Consider the following 19321-nt stretch of genomic DNA (forward strand, 5'->3'; position numbering starts at 1 on the left):
GCCCATGGAATTTACGCTGTTCACCCTGCTGAATGGCGTCAGTTACGGACTGCTGCTGTTCATGCTCTCGTCCGGCCTGACGCTGATCTTCAGCATGATGGGCGTGCTCAATTTTGCGCACGCCAGTTTCTACATGCTGGGGGCGTATATCGCCTACACCATCAGCACCCAGCTCGGCTTCTGGCCGGCCCTGGTGCTAGCGCCCCTGGTCGTCGGCCTGGCCGGCGCGATAGTCGAGCGCTACGGCCTGCGCCCGCTGCACAAATACGGCCACATTCCCGAACTGCTGTTTACCTTCGGCCTGTCCTACCTGATGGTCGAACTGGTACAGCTGGTCTGGGGCCGCGCCGCGGTGCCGTATCCGATCCCGCAAGAACTCGACCGGCCCCTCTTCACGCTGTTTGCCACCAGCTTCCCGATGTACCGCGGCTTCATGATGCTGGTCGCGTTGTCGATGCTGGCCGCGATCTGGCTGGTGCTCACGCGCACCCGCATCGGCCTGGTCATCCAGGCGGCGCTGACTCATCCTGACGCTGCCGAAGCGCTCGGCCACAACGTGCCGCGCATCTTCATGTGGGTGTTCGGCGGCGGCTGCGCGCTGGCAGGCCTGGCCGGTGTGATCGGCGGCAACGCCTTCGTCACTGAGCCGGGCATGGCCGCCACCGTCGGCTCGATCATTTTCGTCGTCGTCGTCGTCGGCGGCATGGGCTCGCTCGCCGGCGCCTTCGTCGCCTCGATCCTGATCGGCGTACTGCAGACGTTCGCCGTCGCGCTCGACTATTCGTTCATGAGCTTGCTCAACTGGGCCGGCGCCAGCATCGGACCGGACACGCCGGGCTACAGCGTGCTGAAGGTCACCATCGCGCAAAGCGCGGCGATCCTGCCGTTCCTGCTGCTGGTGCTGATCCTCATTTTCCGGCCGAAAGGGCTGATGGGAACGCGCGAATGATGCTCACTTTCAAACCCGTCAACCTGGCCCGCTGGCTCGTCTGGACCTGCTTCGCGCTGATCTTGCTGGTCGCGCCGATGATCTTCGCCAAGGGCGCGTCGCTGTCGATCCTGTCGCAGATCGGCACCATCATGATCTTCGGCCTGTCGTACAACATGCTGCTCGGGCAGGGCGGCATGCTGTCGTTCGGCCACGCGGTGTATTCGGGCCTGGGCGCGTTTTTCGCCATCCACACGATGAACCAGACCGGCCTGCACGTACCGACCACGTTGATTCCACTGGTCGGCGGCATGGCCGGAATGGCCTTCGGCGTGCTGTTCGGCTACGTCACCACCAAGAAGTCCGGCACCACCTTCGCCATGATTACGCTTGGTCTGGTTGAACTGGTGTTTGCCAGCTCGCTGATGTTCCCCGGCTTTTTCGGCGGCGAAGGCGGCGTGACGACCAACCGGGTCAGCGGCCAGGCCTTCATGGGCGTCACCTACGGCCCGCAGATCCAGGTGTACTACCTGATCGCATTGTGGCTGTTCATCAGCACCATCGCCATGTTCGCCTTCACGCAGACGCCGCTCGGGCGCATGCTCAACGCGGTGCGCGACAACCCGGAACGAGTCGAGTTCATCGGCTACGACACGCAATGGGTGCGTTACCTGACCTTGATCCTGTCGGCATTCTTTGCCGGCATTTCGGGCGCGCTGTCGGCAATCAACTTCGAGATCGTCACCGCCGAAAACGTCAGCGCCATCCGCTCCGGCGCGATCTTGCTGTTTGTCTTCATCGGCGGCATCGGCTTCTTCTTCGGGCCATTGCTGGGCGCGATCGTCGGCATCTTCTTCTCGGTAATGCTGTCGGATTTTACTGCCGCCTGGCAGCTGTACCTTGGCTTGTTCTTCGTCGCACTGGTGCGCTTCGCCCCGGCCGGGCTGTCGAGCCTGCTGATGCTGCTGCTGCGGGTGGCCAAGTTCGGCAAGTTTGGCCGCATCTGGAAGCCGCTGCTGGCGGTATCCGCCGTGACCCTGGTCGGCCTGTTCGGCCTGGTCATCGCCATCGAGCTGCTGTATCACATGACCCTGGGCTCGGCCAACGGCAGCGTCACCAAGTTGTTCGGCGTGCAGGTCGACACCCGTTCGGCGCTGCCGTGGCTGATGGCGGCGGCCCTGATGGCGCTGTCGTGGTTCGGCTATCGGCAGACGCAGCCTGCGTACGGCGCGGTGTGGAACGACGTCAACGCCGAAATTGTCGCCAAGATCAAGGGAGGCGGCGCATGAACGCACTCGAACTGCAAGACGTCCGCAAGAGTTTCGGCAAATCGGAAATCATTCGCGGCACCACCTTGACCGTGGCGAAGGGCGAGCGCTGCGCCATTATCGGGCCCAACGGCGCCGGCAAGTCGACGCTGTTCAACCTGGTGTCGGGCCGCTTCGGCATCACCAGCGGCGACATTTTGCTGCACGGACGCAGCGTGGCCGGCTTGCGCCCGTTCGAGATCAACCGGCTCGGACTGGCGCGCAGTTTTCAGATCAGCAATCTGTTCGAAAAACTGTCGGTCTACGAAAACCTGCGCTGCGCCGCGTTGTGGTCGCTCGGCTACAAATATTCGTTCTGGCAGCGCCTCGGCAGCCTGCGCGATGCCCACGCGCGCGCCCAGCAGGTGCTGGAAGAAATCGGACTGCAGCGCCAGCGCGACGTGCCCGCCGGCGTGCTGACGTATGCCGAGCAGCGCGCGCTCGAGATCGGCATCACCATCGCCGGCGGCGCCGATGTCATCCTGCTCGACGAACCGACGGCCGGCATGAGCCGCTCGGAATCGGACGCCGCGGTCGAGCTGATCCGCAAGGTAACGGTCGGCAAGACGCTGCTGATGGTCGAGCACGACATGAGCGTGGTGTTCGGGCTGGCCGACAAGATCGCGGTGCTGGTGTACGGCGAGATGATCGCCTTCGACACGCCCGCCAACATCCGCGCCAACGCCGATGTGCAGGCAGCCTACCTGGGACACGCATGACCGACATTCTTCAAATCAGCAAACTGCAGGCGTTTTACGGCAAGAGCCACATCCTGCACGGGGTTGACCTGCGCGTGGGCGAAGGCGAGATCGTCAGCTTGCTGGGCCGCAATGGCGTCGGCCGCTCGACCCTGGTCAAGGCAGTGATGGGGCAGGTCAGCGCCGCCGGCTCGGTGCGCTTCCGGGGCGCCGAGCTGCTGGGGCTGAAAGCGTTCCAGATCGCGCACAAGGGCGTCGCCTACGTGCCGGAAAATCGCGATATATTTCCTACCCTGACGGTCGAACAGAACCTGGTGCTCGGCCAGAAGAAGGCCGGCGGCGGCGGGCGCTGGTCGCTGGCCGACATGTACCGCATGTTTCCGCGGCTCGAAGAGCGGCGTGCGGTGGCGGCCGGCGTGCTGTCCGGCGGCGAGCAGCAGATGCTGACCTTGTGCCGCAGCCTGATGGGCGACCCGGACCTGATCATGATCGACGAGCCGACCGAGGGACTGGCGCCGAAGATCGTCGCGCTGGTGGCCGAGTACCTCTTGGCGCTGAAGGAGAAGGGCGTGTCGGTGCTGCTGGTGGAACAGAAGCTGGCGATCGCGCTCGATATTTCGGCGCGCGTGTATGTGATGGGGCACGGCGCGATCGTGTTCGAGGGCACGCCAGAGCAGCTGCGCGGCAATGCCAACGTACGCAAGGAGTGGCTCGAGGTCTGAGCCGCAAATTCGTCGTTCGGCAAACGGCAGAAAAATAAAACGACCGTACTATTATGGGATATAGTAGAGAATTGCTGGTCTAACTAACAAAGGAATCAACATGAGCGCCGATTACGTGGTCAAGGGCAGTGTCGCCGTCATTACATTGAACAATCCGCCGGTCAATGGACTCGGACTTGCCACGCGCACCGCGGCTGTGGAAGGGCTGCGCAAAGCCCAGGCCGACGACGCCGTCAAGGCCATCGTCATCACCGGCGCAGGCAAGGCGTTTTCGGGCGGCGCCGACATCAAGGAATTCAACTCGCCGAAGGCGCTGACCGAGCCGACGCTGCACACGCTCATCAACGTCATCGAAAACTCGGCCAAGCCGGTCGTTGCCGCGATCCATTCCGTCTGCATGGGCGGCGGGCTGGAACTCGCGCTCGGCTGCAACTACCGCGTGGCACTGCCAGGCGCGCAAATCGCGCTGCCGGAAGTCAAGCTCGGCCTGCTGCCTGGCGCCGGCGGCACGCAGCGCCTGCCGCGCATGATCGGGCTCGAAAAGGCGATCAACATGATCGTCTCCGGCACCCCGATCCTGTCGGAAAAACTGGCCGACACGGCGCTGTTCGATGAAGTGTTCGCCACCGGCTCGGACCTGCTGTCGTCGGCAATCGCCTTTGCCAACCATGTGGCCGATGTGCGTCCGCTGCCGAAAGTGCGCGACCGCAAGGTTCACTATCCAAACCACGAAGCCTTCCTGCAATTTACCCGCAACACTGTCAAAGCGATGTCAGGCGCGTTTCCGGCGCCGATCGAGTGCGTTGAAACGGTGGCGGCATCGGTGACCCACAAGTTTGAAGACGGCATCAAGTTCGAGCGTGAGCGTTTCCTGCACCTGATCCAGACGCCGGAATCGAAGGCGCTGCGCCATGCGTTTTTTGCCGAGCGCGTCGCCAGCAAGATGCCTGACGTACCGGCCGACACGCCAACGCGCGAGATCCGCCAGGCCGCCGTCATTGGCGCCGGCACGATGGGCGGCGGCATCGCAATGAACTTCGTCAACGCCGGCATCCCGGTGATCCTGCTCGAAACCAAGCAGGAAGCGCTCGACAAAGGCATCGCGACGATCCGCAAGAATTACGAAAACACGATGAAGAAGGGCAAGCTGACGCAGCAGAAGTTCGACCAGCGCGTTGGCCTGATCAGCGGCACCTTGTCGTACGCCGACATCGCGCAGGCCGACATCGTCGTCGAGGCTGTATTCGAGGACATGGGCGTGAAAGAAACGGTCTTCCGGCAGCTCGACGCGGTGATGAAGCCGGGCGCGATCCTGGCGTCGAACACGTCGACGCTCGATGTCGACCAGATCGCCGGTTTCACCAAGCGGCCGCAGGACGTCATCGGCACCCACTTCTTCAGCCCGGCCAATGTCATGAAGCTGCTGGAAATCGTGCGCGGCAAGGCCACCGGCAAGGATGTGCTGGCCACCACTCTGGCGCTGTCGAAGAAGCTGAAGAAAACTGGCGTCGTGTCGGGCGTGTGCGACGGCTTCATCGGCAACCGCATGATCGAGCAGTACAGCCGCCAGGCCGGCTTCCTGCTGGAAGAAGGCTGCCTGCCCGAGCAGGTCGACAAGGCGGTGGAAAAGTTCGGCTTTGCGATGGGTCCGTTCCGCATGGGCGACCTGGCCGGCAACGACATCGGCTGGTACATCCGCAAGCGGCGCTACGTCGAGAAGCCGGAAGTCGTTTATTCGAAGACGGCTGATTTGCTGTGTGAGATGGGGCGCTTCGGCCAGAAGACCGGTGCCGGCTGGTACGACTACAAGGCGGGCGATCGCAAGGCGTACGCCAACCAGGCCGTCAACGACATGATCGCCAAGCATTCGGCCGACATTGGCGTCGAGCGGCGCAAGATTTCCGACCAGGAGATCGTCGAGCGGCTGGTGTATTCGCTGGTCAATGAAGGCGCCCGCATTCTCGAAGAAGGCATTGCCATGCGCGCTTCCGACATCGACATGGTGTACCTGACCGGCTACGGCTTCCCGGTGTACCGCGGCGGCCCGATGTTCTACGCCGACACGGTTGGCCTGTTCAACGTGTTGATTGCGATGGAGAAGTACGCGAAGGGCCGCCATGGCGACGCCTGGACGCCGGCGCCGCTGCTGGTCAAGCTCGCTGCCGAAGGCAAGGGCTTCAACAGCTGATCGGTCCGATCGCGAACGAAAAAAATGCCGCTGAATTCAGCGGCATATTTTATGCGACAGCGGTTTGTTTAGCGGATCAGAATGGCGATATCGCGCAAGCCGAGGCCGGTGCCGACGAGCGATGTAGCAGGCGTGGCGGCGCCGTTGACGAGGGTGGCGGCGCCGGTCACCAGGTCGATGCGGTACAGCGAGCTTGGACCGCCGGCGGTGGAACGCAGCGCCGCCAGTGCCAGGCCGTTGGTGCCGCCGGCAATATCGAAGGCGACGTCGCCAGTGACATCGACGCCGAGTGCCCCGACGTTGCTGAGCGTGCCGTCGTTAGGCGGGTTCTGAAGCGCGAGGGTGTCAGCAGCGGTATCGATGTCGAACAGGCTCGTCGTGGTGGTGCCGGCAAAGCTGTTGGTGTACGCCGCGCCCGTGACGATCGGCAACGCGCCGGCCGCGTTGATGGTGCCGTCGGTCGTCGTGGCGCCCGTGTCGGCGTTGATGCGCAGGCTCTGGCCGGTGTTGCTGATGACGCGCAGACGGTCGGCGACCGGGTTGAAGTCGACTGCGAACGCGGTGCCGCTGATGCCGGCGAACGGGTTGGTGGTGTCGGCGGCCTCCGCGGCCAACGTTGCCTTGACCGTGGCAGCGCCAGTTGCCGGGTCGACCGTGTAGATCTTGCCGGTCGACGACAGCGCGTACAGCAGGCGGTCTTTCGGACGGAAGTCGATGCCGAGCACCGTTTCGCCGGCGGCCAGGCCGGTGATTGCCGTTGCCGTCACCGTGTTTGGCGTCAAGGCGGCGAAACTGACCAGGCGACCATCATCGGCCAGGCCGTACACGACTGCTGTGCGGGCGCCGCGCACCGCGAGGCCGCGGATGTCTTCGGTCACGCCGACGGCGCCGATGACGGTGGCCGCGTTGCTGGTTGCCGTCAGGTTGACGCTGTAGAAGTTGCGCACGCCGCCGACAGTGAACACGGCGTAGCCGGTATTGGTGACAGCATCGATATCGAAGCCGCTGACGCTGCTGGCGGTGATGCCCAGTGACACCGGCAAGCTCAGGGTGCCGTTGTTTGGCGGATTTTGCGTAAACAAGGTGCTGTTGGCAGAATCGATGGCGAACAGGACCGTGTTGGCGGTGCCGGCGAACGAGTTGGTGTAGGCCGACGCAGTCACCGCGGCGTTGGCCGCGCCACCGTTGATGGCGCCGTCGGTGGTCACCGCGCCGGTGTCGACGTTGATGCGCAAGTTCTGGCCGGTGTCGCTGACAACGCGCAGGCGGTCCGCCGCCGGGTTGAAGTCGACGCCGAACTGGGCGCCGGACAAGCTCGCATACGGCAAGGTGGTGTCGGTTGCATCCGCGGTGAGGGTCGACTTCAGCGTTGCCGCGGCGGTGGTGGTGTCGATCGTGTAGAGGCGGCCGGTACTGCCGACGCCATACAGCAGGCCGTCTGCCGGGCGGAAGTCGATGCCGACCAGGCTCTCGCCGGCGGCCAGGCCGGTAATGGCGACGTTGGTGCGGATGGTCGCCGCGCTATCGCGATTGAACGACGCCAGCTTGTTGCTTGCGGTCAGCACGAAGACGTCACCCGGCACGGCTGGCGGCGGTGGCGGCGCCGGCGGTGCCTCGGGCACGTTGTTGTCGTTATCGCTGCCGCATCCTGCGAGGGCGAGGGCGACGGCAGTGGCGAGAGTGAGTTTGGCAAAAAAAGGGTTGTTCATGGCTTCGGCTCCTGAATTATCGATGAGTGCAACGCTGCAACTGGTCACGGCGAACCAACAAAAATTGATCGCGGGGACGAAAGTTGACGCTTGTACTACACCTCAGCAGCGCAAATGGATGCACCAGATGCAAAAAAAAACCGCGGTCAGACCCGTTTGATATTCGAAGTTTTCGCCAGACGCCAAACATCAACGGGCGGTCAGATGTGGCGTTCCTTGACGTGCTTGACGCATTCGGAGGCGCACTTTTCGCACGCAATCTGGCAGGCGGCGTAGTGGGCGTGGATTTCGGCATGCACGGAGCAGGCGGTCGCGCAGGCGCGGCACACGTGCGCGCACACGGCCGCAAAGTCGCCATGGTGGAGCGAGTTGCGCGCCATCGCGTTCATCGTCGCCGTGCAGATGTCGGAACAGTCGAGGTTGATCAGCGCGCACAGCGACGTGCCGGCGCGGATGTCTTCGGCCGCGCACGTTTGGCACGCGCGGATCGCTTCCTGGCAGGCGGCGATACAGTTCTGCAGGTTGTGCATTTCGCTGTCGAGCATGATGATCCTCTTCAAGTTAAGTCCAGGCGACGTGCCTGCCTGCAAATGATACTCTCCTGCATAGTAAGCCTAACGCGCGATACGTGGCGCCAAGATTTTTTTCCGAGCAGGAAGGTCGCGCAAGGCGAAAAAAATGCCGCTGTCGCTAGCGGCATTTTTCATTCAGCAACGATGCTGTGTTAATCGGCAGCGTATATATCGTTGTCCTTGGTTTCCTTGACGAACAGCGCACCGATCACGAACGTGATCATGGCGATGATAATCGGATACCACAGACCGTAGTAGATATCGCCCTTGTACGCCACCAGGGCGAACGCGGTGGTTGGCAGCAAGCCGCCGAACCAGCCATTACCGATGTGGTACGGCAAGGACATCGACGTATAGCGGATGCGGGTCGGGAACATTTCAACGAGCATCGCCGCGATCGGGCCGTACACCATGGTGACATAGAGCACAAGAATGAACAGCAGCAAGACAACCATCGGCTTGTTGATCTGCGTCGGGTCGGCCTTGGCAGGGTAGCCGGCAGCCTTGATGGCGCCGCCGACTTCCGTCTTCATTGCCGCTTCCTTGGCTTTGCTGGCGGCGTCGAAGTTCAGGTTGGCTGCATCCATGCTGGCGTTAAACGACGTATATTCCTTGTCGCCGACTTTGACGCTTGCAACGGTGCCAGGCGCGGCGTCAACCTTGGTGTAGCTCACCGATGCCGCCGTCAGCATGCCGGTGGCGATATCGCACGACGATGGGAATTTTTTCTGGCCAGTCGGGTTGAACTGGAAGTGGCAGGTTGCCGGATCGGCCACCACCACCACTGGCGAATTCTTCAGAGCTGCTTCCAGCGTCGGATTGGCGTAGTGCGTCAGCGCGCCGAAGATCGGGAAGTAGGTCAGCGCGGCGATCAGGCAGCCGCCGAGGATGATCCACTTGCGGCCAATCTTGTCCGACAGCGTGCCGAAGATAACGAAGAATGGCGTGGCCAGGAACAGCGAAATGGCGATCAGGATATTGGCCAGCGCGCCGTCGACCTTCAGCGTTTTCTCAAGGAAGAACAGGGCGTAGAACTGGCCCGTGTACCACACCACGGCCTGGCCCATCGTCAGGCCGATCAGTGCCAGCAGCACGATCTTGGCATTGCTGCCTTTCAGGAAAGCTTCGGTCAGCGGCGCCTTCGACGTCTTGCCTTCCGCTTTCATTTTTGCAAACGCCGGCGACTCGTGCATCGACAAGCGAATCCAGACCGACACGGCCAGCAGCAGCACCGAAACGAGGAACGGAATGCGCCAGCCCCACGCGAGGAACTGCTCTTCGCCCATCGCGGTACGGGTGCCGAGAATGACCATCAGCGACAGGAACAGGCCCATCGTTGCGGTGGTCTGAATCCACGACGTGAAGTAGCCGCGCCGGCCTTCCGGTGCGTGCTCGGCCACGTAGGTCGCCGCGCCGCCGTATTCGCCGCCCAGCGCCAGGCCTTGCAGGATACGCAGCGTGACGAGGATGATCGGCGCCGCAATGCCGATCGACGCGTAGCTTGGCAGTAAGCCGACCAGGAAAGTCGACGCGCCCATCAGCAAGATCGTGATCAGGAAGGTGTACTTGCGACCGATCATGTCGCCGAGCCGGCCAAACACCAGCGCGCCGAATGGACGCACGATGAAGCCGGCCGCGAACGCGAGCAGCGCGAAGATGAACTTGGTGGTGGCGTCGCCAATAAAGAACTGGGTACCGATAATGGTCGCCAGGGCGCCGTACAGGTAGAAATCGTACCATTCGAAAACGGTACCGAGGGACGAGGCGAAGATGACCTTGCGCTCTTCCTTGGTGAGGCCCGTGTTCGCTGGGACTGCCTTGCGGCCGTCCGCGGTCATGCCGGGGGTAATTGCCATGTGTGTCTCCGTGTATTTAATTATGTAGATTTCATCGGATAGCCGGTACTTCAGCTGTATGGCAGTGTGACCTGTCAAACTTACGGCAGGCTTGCTGCAAACTTACATCAAGCTGACAAAAAGAATATTCAAATCGCTAACGCAAGTGTCGCTTTTGAGCGGCGATAATTTTGCGAACGACCGTACTAAATTGTGCTATTCTCGTACGCAACGACACCGTGTCGACAGACACATTTACCAACTCAGGAGATCTCCATGTTAGATGCAGTCATCGTATCGACCGCCCGTACCGCCTTGGCCAAATCGTGGAAGGGCGCGTTCAACATGACGCACGGCGCCACCCTGGGCGGCCACGCGCTGCAGGCGGCGATTGCGCGCGCCGGCATCGAAGCTGGCGAGGTCGAGGATGTCATCATCGGCTGCGCCAATCCGGAAGGGGCCACCGGCGCCAATATCGCGCGCCAGATCGCGCTGCGCGCCGGCTGCCCGGTCACGACCGGCGGCATGACGATCAACCGGTTTTGCTCATCGGGTCTGCAGACGATCGCCACCGCGGCGCAGCGCATCATTGCCGGCGAGGGCGATATTTACGCCGCTGGCGGCGTTGAGTCGATCTCGTGCGTGCAGCAGGAAATGAACCGCCATATGCTGGCCGATCCGTGGCTGATGGAGCACAAGCCGGAAATCTACTGGCCGATGCTGCAGACGGCCGAGACGGTGGCCAAGCGCTACAAGGTCAGCCGCGAGCGCCAGGACGAGTACGGCGTGCAGAGCCAGCAGCGCGCCGCCGCCGCCCAGGCTGCCGGCCGCTTCGACGCCGAAATTGTGCCGATGACCACCACCATGGGCGTGGCCGACAAGGCCAGCGGCATGCTGCTGACGCGCGAAGTGACGATTTCGGCCGACGAAGGCATCCGCGCCGACACCACGCTCGAGGCGGTCTCGAAGATCCGCTCGGCGGTCCCTGGCGGCGTGATCAGCGCCGGCAATGCCAGCCAGTTTTCGGACGGCGCCTCGGTGGCGATCGTGATGAGCGCGCAGACGGCGCAAGCGAAGGGCCTGCAGCCGCTCGGCATTTTTCGCGGCTTCGCGGTGGCCGGCTGCGAGCCTGACGAGATGGGCATCGGCCCGGTATTCGCGGTGCCCAAGCTGCTGAAAAAAGCCGGCCTGTCGGTGTCCGACATCGGCCTGTGGGAATTGAACGAGGCGTTTGCCGTGCAGGTGCTGTATTGCGCCGACACGCTCGGCATCCCGATGGACCGCCTGAACGTCAACGGCGGCGCGATCGCCGTCGGCCACCCGTACGGCGTGTCAGGCGCGCGCCTGGTCGGCCACGCGCTGATCGAAGGCAAGCGCCGCGGCGTGAAGTACGTCGTCGTCACGATGTGCATCGGCGGCGGCCAGGGCGCCGCCGGCCTGTTCGAAGTCGTCTAGAACCCCTTCACCGACGTTCCCGCCTTCGCGGGAACGACGTGGCTGAGCAACCCTCAACTATCGCGCCATGCAATCAAAAATCCTTTCGCGCCGCGACCTCGACTTTTTGCTGTTCGAATGGCTCGACGTCGAATCGCTGACCGCGCGCAAGCGCTTCGAAGACCACAGCCGCGAAACCTTCAGCGCCGCGCTCGACACCGCCGAGCAAGTGGCCACCGACCTGTTTGCGCCGCATAACAAAAAAAGCGACAACAACGAGCCGCACTTCGACGGCACCGCCGTCACCATCATTCCGGAAGTGAAGATCGCGCTCGATGCTTTCGCCGCTGCGGGACTCTTGGCGGCGGGGCAGGATTACGAGTTCGACGGCATGCAGTTGCCATCGGTGATGGAGAAGGCGACCGTTGCCTGGTTCACGGCCGCCAACGTTGCTACCTCGGCCTACATCTTCCTCACGGTCGCCAACGCCAACACGCTGCTCAAGTGCGCCACGCCGCGCCAGGTCGAGCAGTTCGTGCGGCCTATGTTTGCCGGCAAGTTCTTCGGCACCATGTGCCTGTCGGAACCGCAGGCCGGATCGAGCTTGTCGGACATCACCACCCGCGCCGAGCCGGATCCGGTGGAAGGCCCCGACGGCGAGCGCCAGTACCGGCTGACCGGCAACAAGATGTGGATTTCGGCCGGCGAGCATGACCTGGCGGGCAATATCGTGCACCTGGTGCTGGCCAAGATCCCCGGCACTGACGGGCGTCCAATCGCCGGCGTCAAGGGCATCTCGCTGTTCATCGTGCCGAAGTTCGTGCTCGATGAGAACGGTGCACCGGGCGAACACAACGACGTCGTGCTCGCCGGCCTGAACCACAAGATGGGTAACCGCGGCACCACCAACTGCCTGCTCAACTTTGGCGAGGGCAAGTACACGCCGCGCGGCAAGGCCGGCGCAATTGGCTACCTGGTCGGCAATGTGCACCAGGGCCTGGCCAACATGTTCCATATGATGAACGAGGCGCGCATCGGCGTCGGCCTCGGCGCCGCCGTGCTCGGCGTCACCGGTTACCTGCACGCGCTCGATTACGCGCGCAACCGTCCGCAGGGGCGTCATTCAGCCGAGAAAGATCCGGTCAAGCCGCAGGTGGCGATCATCGGCCACACCGACGTGCGGCGCATGTTGCTGGCGCAGAAGGCGTACGCCGAAGGCGCGCTGGCGCTGGTGCTGTACTGCGCGCGGCTGGTTGACGAGCAACGCAGCGCCGAGTCGGACGAGGCGCGCCGTCACGCCGGCCAGCTGCTCGATTTCCTGACGCCGATCGCCAAGTCATGGCCATCGCAATGGTGCGTCGAGGCAAACAGCCTGGCGATCCAGGTGCATGGCGGCTACGGTTACACGCGCGAGTACAACGTCGAGCAGTTCTACCGCGACAACCGCCTGAACGCGATTCACGAAGGCACGCACGGCATCCACGGGCTCGACCTGCTGGGCCGCAAGGTGTCGATCCAGGATGGCGCGCTGTTCCGTGCAGTCAGCGCCGAGATCGGCAAGACGGTCAACGACACGCGCGAACATGGCGCCTCGGTCGAACTGCACGCGTATGCCGACCAGCTCGATGCAATCTGGCAGCGCGTCGCAACCGTTACTGCTGTGCTGTATGCCTGCGGCGACATGAACAAGACCTTGGCCAACGCCAGCGTTTACCTGGAGGCGGTCGGCCACGCCGTGATCGCCTGGATCTGGCTCGAACAGGCCTCGCTGGCCGAACGCGCGCTCGATACCGCGGCCGACAGCGACCGGGATTTCTACCGCGGCAAGCTGCAGGCGTGCCGCTATTTCTTCAAATGGGAACTGCCGAAGGTCGGGCCGCAGCTCGACCTTCTGGCCAGCATCGACACCACCACGCTCGACATGCAGGACGCGTGGTTCTAACCAGGAACAACAATGATCAAGCACATCGTCATGTGGAAACTGAAGGATTTCGCCGAGGGCGCCGACCGCGCCACCAACGCCGCGAAGATGAAGGAAAAGCTCGAAGCGTGCGCCGCGCTGGTGCCCGGCACGCTCAAGTTCGAGGTCGCCCTGGCCCAGCCCGGCCTCGAAGCGACCTACGACATCGTGCTGTATTCGGAGTTCGACAGCAAGGGCGCGCTCGACGCCTACGCCGACCATCCGACCCACCAGGCGCTGAAACCGTTCATCGGCGCCGTTCGCGAGTCGCGCCAGTGCATGGATTACCACATCTAACCATCGGGGTCAGTGCCGACATTCGGACACGGACTCAACCACCCCCCGGGGTGATTTATACCAATAGTTTGGAGACAATCGAACATGCGTACTTCCCAACAATTGTTTTCCCTCGCCGGCAAGACGGCATTGGTCACCGGCGGCTCGCGCGGGCTCGGCCTGCAGATGGCGGAGGCGCTCGGCGAGCAGGGAGCCCGCATCGTGCTGTCGGCACGCAGACAATCCGAGCTCGATGAAGCGGTGGCCCACCTGAAGGCGCGCGGCGTCGACGCATCGGCCATCGCGGCGGACCTGTCGAAAGACGACCAGGTGCAGCCGCTGGTGGACGAAGCGATGAAGCGCCTCGGCCAGATCGACATTCTGATCAACAACGCCGGCGCCAGCTGGGGCGCGCCGGCCGAAGACTATCCGGTCGAGGCGTGGGACAAGGTGATGAACCTGAATATCCGCAGCATTTTCCTGGTGTCGCAGGCGGTCGGCAAGGCGTCGATGATTCCGCGTAAGTACGGTCGCATCATCAACATTTCGTCGATCGCGGGCTTGGCCGGCAATCCGCCGGGCCCGATGAAGACGCTGGCCTACAACACGTCGAAAGGCGCGGTGATCAACTTTACCCGCACGCTGGCGGGCGAGTGGGGCGCCTACGGCATCACCGTCAACTCGATCGCGCCGGGCTTTTTCCCGTCGAAGATGACGCACGGCCTGCTCGCTGCGGTCGGCGCCGACAACATGGCGAAGGAAGCGCCGCTGAACCGCCTTGGCGACGGCGAGGACCTGAAGGGCGCGACCGTGCTGTTCGCTTCCGATGCGGGCAAACACATCACCGGCCAGACGCTGGCCGTCGACGGCGGCGTTTCCGCGGTCTGACAGGGGCATTGATGAAACATTTCAACGACAAGGTCGCCGTCATCACCGGCGGCGCGAGCGGTCTGGGCCGTGAATTCGCCAACCAGGCCGCCGAGCGCGGCATGAAACTGGTACTCGCCGACGTGCAGCAGGACGCACTCGACCAGGCGCGAACCGAACTCGAGGCGCGTGGCGCCGACGTGCTCGCCATGCAGTGCGACGTGCGCAAAGGCGAGCAGGTGCAGGCGCTGGCGGACGCAACGATGGAACGCTTCGGCGCCGTGCACCTCGTGTTCAACAACGCCGGCGTCGGTTCGGGCGGCTTGATCTGGGAAAATTCGGAAGCGGACTGGGAGTGGGTGCTGGGCGTCAACGTCTGGGGCGTGATTCATGGCGTGCGCATCTTCACGCGCCTGATGCTAAAGTGCGCGGCGCGCGATCCGGCCTTCGAGGGGCACATCGTCAATACGGCGTCGATGGCCGGCCTGCTCAATGCGCCGACGATGGGCGTCTACAACGTGTCCAAGCACGCGGTGGTGTCGCTGTCGGAGTCGCTGTACCACGACCTGCAGCTGGTCGAGGCGCCGATCGGCGCTTCGGTGCTGTGCCCGTACTTTGTGCCGACCGGCATCAGCCAGTCGCACCGCAACCGGCCGCGCGACGTCAGGATGACGGCCGGGCCGACCGCCAGCCAGGTGGCGGCGCAAGCGATGACGGAGAAGGCGGTGGAATCGGGCAAGGTGTCGGCGGCGGACGTGGCGCAGATCACGTTCGAGGCGATCGGCGCCGGCCAGTTCTACATCTACTCGCACCCGGGCGCGCTGGGCAACGTTGCCGAGCGAATGGACGAGATCGTGCACCAGCGCAATCCGAGCGACCCGTACAAGGCGGCGCCCCACATCCGCGACATGCTGCGTGCCAAGATGAAGCAGTGAGCTTCAGCCGCTGCCCGAAAACCGTCCTTCTGGCTACTGCAAAACGCGCTCGTGCAGCTCGGCTGGCGCGTTGGCGTACAGTTTTACCACCGTCGACGTGCGCGTGCCGTAGCCCGGCGTCTCGATGCACACGGCCGACAGCACGCGCTCGAGGTCGATCGCGATGCCGGTGTCGGGCAGCCGCACGTCCGGCGCGCACGTGGTGTCGGCCAGCATCTCGAAGTAGGCGTCTTCCGGTGCACCCTGGCACAGCAGGCTGGCGAACTGCGCCTTGGTGCGCGTGACCTTCGGCCACGGCGAATCGAGCAGCCCATTGGAAATGCCGTAGATGCCCGGCTCCAGCGCCATGCCGTTGCGCTCGTCGCCGTCGCCGCGGTTGGAGAACCAGTACAGGCCGTTGCGGTCGCCCAGCACCAGATTGAAGCCGTTATACGCGCCGGCGCCGTCGGCAATGCGCGCGATGTAGTCGGGCGCCGACAACCCGCCGGCGAGAAAATCGGCCACCAGCGCGCCGCGCGACGGTGCGTCGGGACGGCGTTCCTGCGGCCCGCGGATATTGGTCAGCGCGGCAAAGCGCGGCCCGCCGGCGCCTTCGTCCTCGGTGATGCCCATCCAGCTGCCGCCACCCTTGAGGTCACGGCCGGCATACACCTGCGGGTGCTCGGGCCAGTTGCCGGCGGCACTGGCGGGCCGGTCATAAAACTCGTCGCGGTTGGCGGCGGCGATCAGCGGCGCGCCGGGCACAACCTGCCACGCAAAAACAATCAAGCACATGGGTGTAAATCCGTAAAAATTTCGATGTGGCGTTTGCCGGCAATCAGCTCCGCCAGCGCGGCATCCTGCACCGCGGCGTCCAGCGCGGCATCGAAGCCGGCCGCTGTGCCCGGATAGATTTCCATCCACGTCTGCAAGCCGTCGGCCGCTTCCGGGCGCCGCTTGAGCTGGGCGTTGACGCCCCGTTCCCCTGCGAGCCGCGCCTGCATCGCGCGCACGCGCAGTTCAAGTGCCGCGGCGTGCTCTTGAGTCACCTGATAATAGATGTACAGGTCGTTCATGGTTCAGACCTCGATGGCGTCGAGCGGGTAGGGCATCGGCTTGAAGACCAACGGCGCGCCATCGGCCGAGCCGAGCCGGATGTTGCCCTCTTCCAGCGCCGCGAGCTTCATTTCCACCAGCGCATCGACGCCGCCGGCGCCATTTGGCGCGGCATTGACAACCATGCCGCACGGCTGGCCCGGGTCGCTGAGGGCGAATACCTCATCGCCGGCCAGCGCCTCGGCATTGTCGATCGTCACCAGCGCGGCGCGCCGCTTGAGCTTGCCAAGATACTGGCTGCGCGCGACGATTTCCTGGCCCGGATAGCAGCCTTTCTTGAAATTGACGCCGCCCAGCAACTCGAAGTTAATCATCTGCGGCACGAATTGCTCCTGGGTCTTGGCAGTAATCTGCGGCACACCGGCGTGGATGGCCGATAGCTCCCACGCCTGGCTGCCGCCCAGCGCGAGCGTGTCGCGTAGCGCCGGCAAGATCGTCGCGGCTATGCCAGACGGCAACAGCCACAGGTAGCGTGGCGCGCCTAAAGCGTCGGCCACGCGGATCAAGGTGCCCAGCGGGTTATCGACCTTGCTGTATGGACGGTCGGGCAGGGTGCCGATATGCTGCTGCAAGGCAGCTTGCGCCGCGGCGCCGCCCAGGCCCAGCATGACGACGCCGGCGCCGGCATCGGCCAGTTTGGCCTTGGCGCGCAGCACGAACATCGACAGGCGTTTTTGCAGCGCGGGTTGCAGTTCGCGCGGCAGTTGCAGGTAGATCGATTCAGCGTCGCGCCACATCAGGAAGGTGGCCTGCAGCCGGCCTTTCGGCGTGCAATAGCCGGCCAGGCGCGCTTCGTCGGCGCCTAGATGCTCGACATCGTTGGTCAGCTGGTTATGCAGGAAACTGGCGGCGTCCGCGCCGGTCACAGAGATGAGGCCCTGGTCGCCGATCACGGCCACGAAGCCGGCGGCAAGTTCGCCTATGCTCAATGCATGCGCAAAATGTGCCGGTTGCAAGGTATCATCCGGGCTGACGCGTGCGCCTTGGGACAGCAGATAGTCGTTCCAGTTATCCATAAATTCCCAATAGTTTCTGTTTAAAGCATTATCATTACGGGTTCATTATAGAGATGTCGAGAAATTCCCGCCGGACTCCGCGCAAAACCAAAAGAGTGAGAATGGGCTTCATAAAAAAAACGATCATCGTCGGCACTATCGTCTCCGTCGCTGCCGTGTCCGCTTTTGCATGGTGGGCGAAGCAGCCGATCTCGACACAGGAAGCGCCGATTCCATTTACCGTGCTCGCCGGCAGCGGCGTCAGCGCCGCCTCACAGCAAATCGCCGCCGCCGGCGTGCCGGTCAACCCGGTATTGTTCTCATTGCTGGCGCGGGTGACGCAGAAAAGTTCGCGCATCAAGGCCGGCAGCTACGAGCTCAAGAGCGGCACGACGCCGCGCCGCCTGATCGACCAGCTGGTGCGCGGCGAATTCGCGCAGGAGTCGCTGACCATCATCGAAGGCTGGACCTTCAAGCAGATGCGCCTGGCCATTGCCGGCAACAAAGGCCTCAAGCACGAGACGGCCGAGCTGTCGGACAAGGATCTGATGGCAAAGATTTCGCCTGAATACAAGGCGCCGGAGGGCTTGTTCTTCCCCGACACCTACCTGTTCGCCAAAGGGTCGAGCGACATGCATATTTACAAGCAGGCGCACACGACGATGATGTCGCACCTGAAGACGGCGTGGGAAAAGCGCGATCCGAGCTTGCCGTACGCCAGTCCGTACCAGGCGCTGGTGATGGCCTCGATCGTCGAAAAGGAAACCGGGCAGAAGTCCGAGCGCGCGATGATCGCCGGCGTGTTCGTCAATCGACTCAAGCTCGGCATGCTGCTGCAGACCGACCCGACCGTCATCTACGGCATGGGCGACAAGTACGAAGGCAAGATCCGCAAGAAGGACCTGGAAACCGATACGCCGTACAACACGTACACGCGGCCGGGCTTGCCGCCAACACCGATCGCCTTGCCTGGCGTGCAGTCGCTGCAGGCGGCGATGGGGCCGGCCAGGACCGATGCGCTGTATTTCGTCTCGCGCGGCGACGGCACCAGCAAATTTTCCGGCAACCTGACCGACCATAACCGGGCAGTGAACCAATACCAACGATAAGCGCAGCAGCCTTCATGACCCAGGATAGCACCGCATTACCAGGCAAGTTCATCAGCTTTGAGGGCATCGACGGCGCCGGCAAGTCGACCCACATCGCTTTCGTCGCCGATTTCCTGCGCGCGCGCGGCAAGTCGGTCGTGTCCTCGCGCGAGCCGGGCGGCACCGCTGTCGGCGAAAAGTTGCGCGACATGCTGCTGCACGAAAAAATGCACCTTGAAACCGAGACGCTGCTGATGTTCGCCAGCCGTCGCGAACACATGGCGCAAGTGATCGAACCGGCGCTGGCGCGCGGTGACTGGGTCATCTCGGACCGCTTCACCGACGCCAGCTTTGCCTACCAGGGCGGCGGCCGCGGGCTCGACCGTGCCAAGATGGAAGCGCTCGAGCAATGGGTGCACCCGCACCTGCAGCCGGTGCTGACCTTGCTGTTCGACGTCCCGCTCGAGGTTGCCCGCGCCCGGCTCGACGCCACCCGCACGCTCGACAAGTTCGAGCAGGAAAAGGTCGACTTCTTCGCCGCTTGCCGAGCAGAATACCTTCGCCGTGCCGCCCAGTTCCCGGAGCGCATCGTCGTGGTCGACTCCACCAGAAGCATTGACGAGACCCGCGCGACATTAACTGGCGTACTTGAGAAACTACTTTAAGTCTGCTCCTTCGTGCCCGCAGGCGGAACCTGTACCACGCTAGATAA

The 19321-nt window shown here is 63.5% G+C and carries 19 protein-coding genes; 13 read left to right on the forward strand and 6 right to left on the reverse strand.

From position 1 onward, the window contains the following. Window positions 1–4: 4 nt before the first annotated feature. From ACP7DD_RS13085 to ACP7DD_RS13105, 5 genes are all read left to right on the forward strand, one after another. Window positions 5–949, forward strand: coding sequence for a branched-chain amino acid ABC transporter permease (locus ACP7DD_RS13085; protein WP_426175256.1), 945 nt, complete (start codon window positions 5–7; stop codon window positions 947–949). Beyond that, the gene (locus ACP7DD_RS13090; protein ID WP_426175257.1) at window positions 946–2217 is read left to right on the forward strand and encodes a branched-chain amino acid ABC transporter permease; all 1272 of its coding nucleotides are present in this window, start codon (window positions 946–948) and stop codon (window positions 2215–2217) included. The genes ACP7DD_RS13085 and ACP7DD_RS13090 overlap by 4 nt, the downstream gene beginning before the upstream one ends. Further along, entirely contained in the window at window positions 2214–2954 is a 741-nt protein-coding gene (locus tag ACP7DD_RS13095) for an ABC transporter ATP-binding protein (protein WP_426175258.1), read from the forward strand. Before ACP7DD_RS13090 ends, ACP7DD_RS13095 begins: the two co-directional genes overlap by 4 nt. After that, window positions 2951–3655, forward strand: coding sequence for an ABC transporter ATP-binding protein (locus ACP7DD_RS13100; RefSeq protein ID WP_426175259.1), 705 nt, complete (start codon window positions 2951–2953; stop codon window positions 3653–3655). Before ACP7DD_RS13095 ends, ACP7DD_RS13100 begins: the two co-directional genes overlap by 4 nt. 100 nt (window positions 3656–3755) lie before the next feature. Next, window positions 3756–5843: a 3-hydroxyacyl-CoA dehydrogenase NAD-binding domain-containing protein gene (locus ACP7DD_RS13105; RefSeq protein WP_426175260.1), complete on the forward strand. Its 2088-nt coding sequence runs from the start codon at window positions 3756–3758 to the stop codon at window positions 5841–5843. Between the two features lie 68 nt (window positions 5844–5911). On the opposite strand, the gene ACP7DD_RS13110 is transcribed toward ACP7DD_RS13105, so the two are convergent. Beyond that, on the reverse strand, window positions 5912–7552 hold the full coding sequence (locus ACP7DD_RS13110; protein ID WP_426175261.1) for a DUF4394 domain-containing protein: 1641 nt from the start codon (window positions 7550–7552) through the stop codon (window positions 5912–5914). Here ACP7DD_RS13110 and ACP7DD_RS13115 point away from each other — a divergent pair. Continuing rightward, window positions 7551–7712 (forward strand): hypothetical protein, encoded by a 162-nt coding sequence (locus tag ACP7DD_RS13115; protein WP_426175262.1) that lies wholly within the window; start codon window positions 7551–7553, stop codon window positions 7710–7712. The genes ACP7DD_RS13110 and ACP7DD_RS13115 overlap by 2 nt on opposite strands. 40 nt (window positions 7713–7752) lie before the next feature. Here the strand turns inward: ACP7DD_RS13115 and ACP7DD_RS13120 are convergent, their stop codons facing one another. Together ACP7DD_RS13120 and ACP7DD_RS13125 are read right to left on the reverse strand one after the other, a co-directional pair. Further along, on the reverse strand, window positions 7753–8097 hold the full coding sequence (locus ACP7DD_RS13120; RefSeq protein ID WP_426175263.1) for a four-helix bundle copper-binding protein: 345 nt from the start codon (window positions 8095–8097) through the stop codon (window positions 7753–7755). A gap of 179 nt (window positions 8098–8276) precedes the next feature. Continuing rightward, window positions 8277–9980, reverse strand: a complete 1704-nt coding sequence (locus ACP7DD_RS13125) for an MFS transporter (RefSeq protein ID WP_426175264.1) — start codon at window positions 9978–9980, stop codon at window positions 8277–8279. Between the two features lie 255 nt (window positions 9981–10235). Between ACP7DD_RS13125 and ACP7DD_RS13130 the strand changes: the two genes are divergently transcribed. The 5 genes from ACP7DD_RS13130 to ACP7DD_RS13150 all read left to right on the forward strand — a co-directional run bounded on the left by ACP7DD_RS13130 (window position 10236) and on the right by ACP7DD_RS13150 (window position 15431). After that, entirely contained in the window at window positions 10236–11414 is a 1179-nt protein-coding gene (locus ACP7DD_RS13130; protein WP_426175265.1) for an acetyl-CoA C-acyltransferase, read from the forward strand. A 67-nt stretch (window positions 11415–11481) separates the two neighbouring features. Continuing rightward, window positions 11482–13335 (forward strand): acyl-CoA dehydrogenase, encoded by a 1854-nt coding sequence (locus tag ACP7DD_RS13135; protein ID WP_426175266.1) that lies wholly within the window; start codon window positions 11482–11484, stop codon window positions 13333–13335. A 12-nt stretch (window positions 13336–13347) separates the two neighbouring features. After that, window positions 13348–13650: a Dabb family protein gene (locus tag ACP7DD_RS13140; RefSeq protein ID WP_426175267.1), complete on the forward strand. Its 303-nt coding sequence runs from the start codon at window positions 13348–13350 to the stop codon at window positions 13648–13650. Between the two features lie 84 nt (window positions 13651–13734). Beyond that, window positions 13735–14517 carry an SDR family oxidoreductase gene (locus ACP7DD_RS13145; protein WP_426175268.1) on the forward strand — a complete coding sequence of 261 codons (783 nt, stop codon included), beginning with the start codon at window positions 13735–13737 and terminating at the stop codon, window positions 14515–14517. 11 nt (window positions 14518–14528) lie between these two features. Beyond that, on the forward strand, window positions 14529–15431 hold the full coding sequence (locus ACP7DD_RS13150; protein WP_426175269.1) for an SDR family oxidoreductase: 903 nt from the start codon (window positions 14529–14531) through the stop codon (window positions 15429–15431). Between the two features lie 33 nt (window positions 15432–15464). Here the strand turns inward: ACP7DD_RS13150 and ACP7DD_RS13155 are convergent, their stop codons facing one another. The 3 genes from ACP7DD_RS13155 to ACP7DD_RS13165 are packed head-to-tail and all read right to left on the reverse strand — an operon-like array spanning window position 15465 to window position 17542. Continuing rightward, window positions 15465–16205, reverse strand: a complete 741-nt coding sequence (locus ACP7DD_RS13155; protein WP_426175270.1) for an NRDE family protein — start codon at window positions 16203–16205, stop codon at window positions 15465–15467. Beyond that, window positions 16196–16486 carry a DUF4936 family protein gene (locus ACP7DD_RS13160; RefSeq protein ID WP_426175271.1) on the reverse strand — a complete coding sequence of 97 codons (291 nt, stop codon included), beginning with the start codon at window positions 16484–16486 and terminating at the stop codon, window positions 16196–16198. Before ACP7DD_RS13160 ends, ACP7DD_RS13155 begins: the two co-directional genes overlap by 10 nt. 3 nt (window positions 16487–16489) lie before the next feature. After that, on the reverse strand, window positions 16490–17542 hold the full coding sequence (locus ACP7DD_RS13165; RefSeq protein WP_426175272.1) for a YgfZ/GcvT domain-containing protein: 1053 nt from the start codon (window positions 17540–17542) through the stop codon (window positions 16490–16492). A gap of 101 nt (window positions 17543–17643) precedes the next feature. Here ACP7DD_RS13165 and mltG point away from each other — a divergent pair, with 101 nt between their 5' ends. Together mltG and tmk are read left to right on the forward strand one after the other, a co-directional pair. After that, window positions 17644–18630, forward strand: coding sequence for an endolytic transglycosylase MltG (gene mltG / locus ACP7DD_RS13170; protein ID WP_426175273.1), 987 nt, complete (start codon window positions 17644–17646; stop codon window positions 18628–18630). Between the two features lie 14 nt (window positions 18631–18644). After that, complete coding sequence (gene tmk, locus ACP7DD_RS13175; RefSeq protein ID WP_426175274.1) at window positions 18645–19274, forward strand: dTMP kinase; 630 nt, start codon at window positions 18645–18647, stop codon at window positions 19272–19274. The last annotated feature ends 47 nt before the right edge of the window (window positions 19275–19321 follow it).

Origin of the sequence: Massilia sp. TWR1-2-2 (genome assembly GCF_049897565.1) — a bacterium.
In the GTDB taxonomy this organism is placed as follows: domain Bacteria; phylum Pseudomonadota; class Gammaproteobacteria; order Burkholderiales; family Burkholderiaceae_D; genus JAFCUW01.

Excerpts from the sequence above, each read along its gene's own strand:
- ACP7DD_RS13120 (WP_426175263.1), bottom strand. The coding sequence starts at position 8,097 with ATGCTCGACAGCGAAATGCACAACCTGCAGAACTGTATCGCCGCCTGC.
- ACP7DD_RS13090 (WP_426175257.1), top strand. The coding sequence starts at position 946 with ATGATGCTCACTTTCAAACCCGTCAACCTGGCCCGCTGGCTCGTCTGG.
- ACP7DD_RS13135 (WP_426175266.1), top strand. The coding sequence starts at position 11,482 with ATGCAATCAAAAATCCTTTCGCGCCGCGACCTCGACTTTTTGCTGTTC.
- ACP7DD_RS13100 (WP_426175259.1), top strand. The coding sequence starts at position 2,951 with ATGACCGACATTCTTCAAATCAGCAAACTGCAGGCGTTTTACGGCAAG.
- ACP7DD_RS13165 (WP_426175272.1), bottom strand. The coding sequence starts at position 17,542 with ATGGATAACTGGAACGACTATCTGCTGTCCCAAGGCGCACGCGTCAGC.
- ACP7DD_RS13095 (WP_426175258.1), top strand. The coding sequence starts at position 2,214 with ATGAACGCACTCGAACTGCAAGACGTCCGCAAGAGTTTCGGCAAATCG.
- ACP7DD_RS13130 (WP_426175265.1), top strand. The coding sequence starts at position 10,236 with ATGTTAGATGCAGTCATCGTATCGACCGCCCGTACCGCCTTGGCCAAA.
- ACP7DD_RS13125 (WP_426175264.1), bottom strand. The coding sequence starts at position 9,980 with ATGGCAATTACCCCCGGCATGACCGCGGACGGCCGCAAGGCAGTCCCA.
- ACP7DD_RS13115 (WP_426175262.1), top strand. The coding sequence starts at position 7,551 with ATGGCTTCGGCTCCTGAATTATCGATGAGTGCAACGCTGCAACTGGTC.
- ACP7DD_RS13140 (WP_426175267.1), top strand. The coding sequence starts at position 13,348 with ATGATCAAGCACATCGTCATGTGGAAACTGAAGGATTTCGCCGAGGGC.
- ACP7DD_RS13110 (WP_426175261.1), bottom strand. The coding sequence starts at position 7,552 with ATGAACAACCCTTTTTTTGCCAAACTCACTCTCGCCACTGCCGTCGCC.
- ACP7DD_RS13160 (WP_426175271.1), bottom strand. The coding sequence starts at position 16,486 with ATGAACGACCTGTACATCTATTATCAGGTGACTCAAGAGCACGCCGCG.
- ACP7DD_RS13150 (WP_426175269.1), top strand. The coding sequence starts at position 14,529 with ATGAAACATTTCAACGACAAGGTCGCCGTCATCACCGGCGGCGCGAGC.
- ACP7DD_RS13105 (WP_426175260.1), top strand. The coding sequence starts at position 3,756 with ATGAGCGCCGATTACGTGGTCAAGGGCAGTGTCGCCGTCATTACATTG.
- ACP7DD_RS13085 (WP_426175256.1), top strand. The coding sequence starts at position 5 with ATGGAATTTACGCTGTTCACCCTGCTGAATGGCGTCAGTTACGGACTG.
- mltG (WP_426175273.1), top strand. The coding sequence starts at position 17,644 with ATGGGCTTCATAAAAAAAACGATCATCGTCGGCACTATCGTCTCCGTC.
- ACP7DD_RS13155 (WP_426175270.1), bottom strand. The coding sequence starts at position 16,205 with ATGTGCTTGATTGTTTTTGCGTGGCAGGTTGTGCCCGGCGCGCCGCTG.
- ACP7DD_RS13145 (WP_426175268.1), top strand. The coding sequence starts at position 13,735 with ATGCGTACTTCCCAACAATTGTTTTCCCTCGCCGGCAAGACGGCATTG.
- tmk (WP_426175274.1), top strand. The coding sequence starts at position 18,645 with ATGACCCAGGATAGCACCGCATTACCAGGCAAGTTCATCAGCTTTGAG.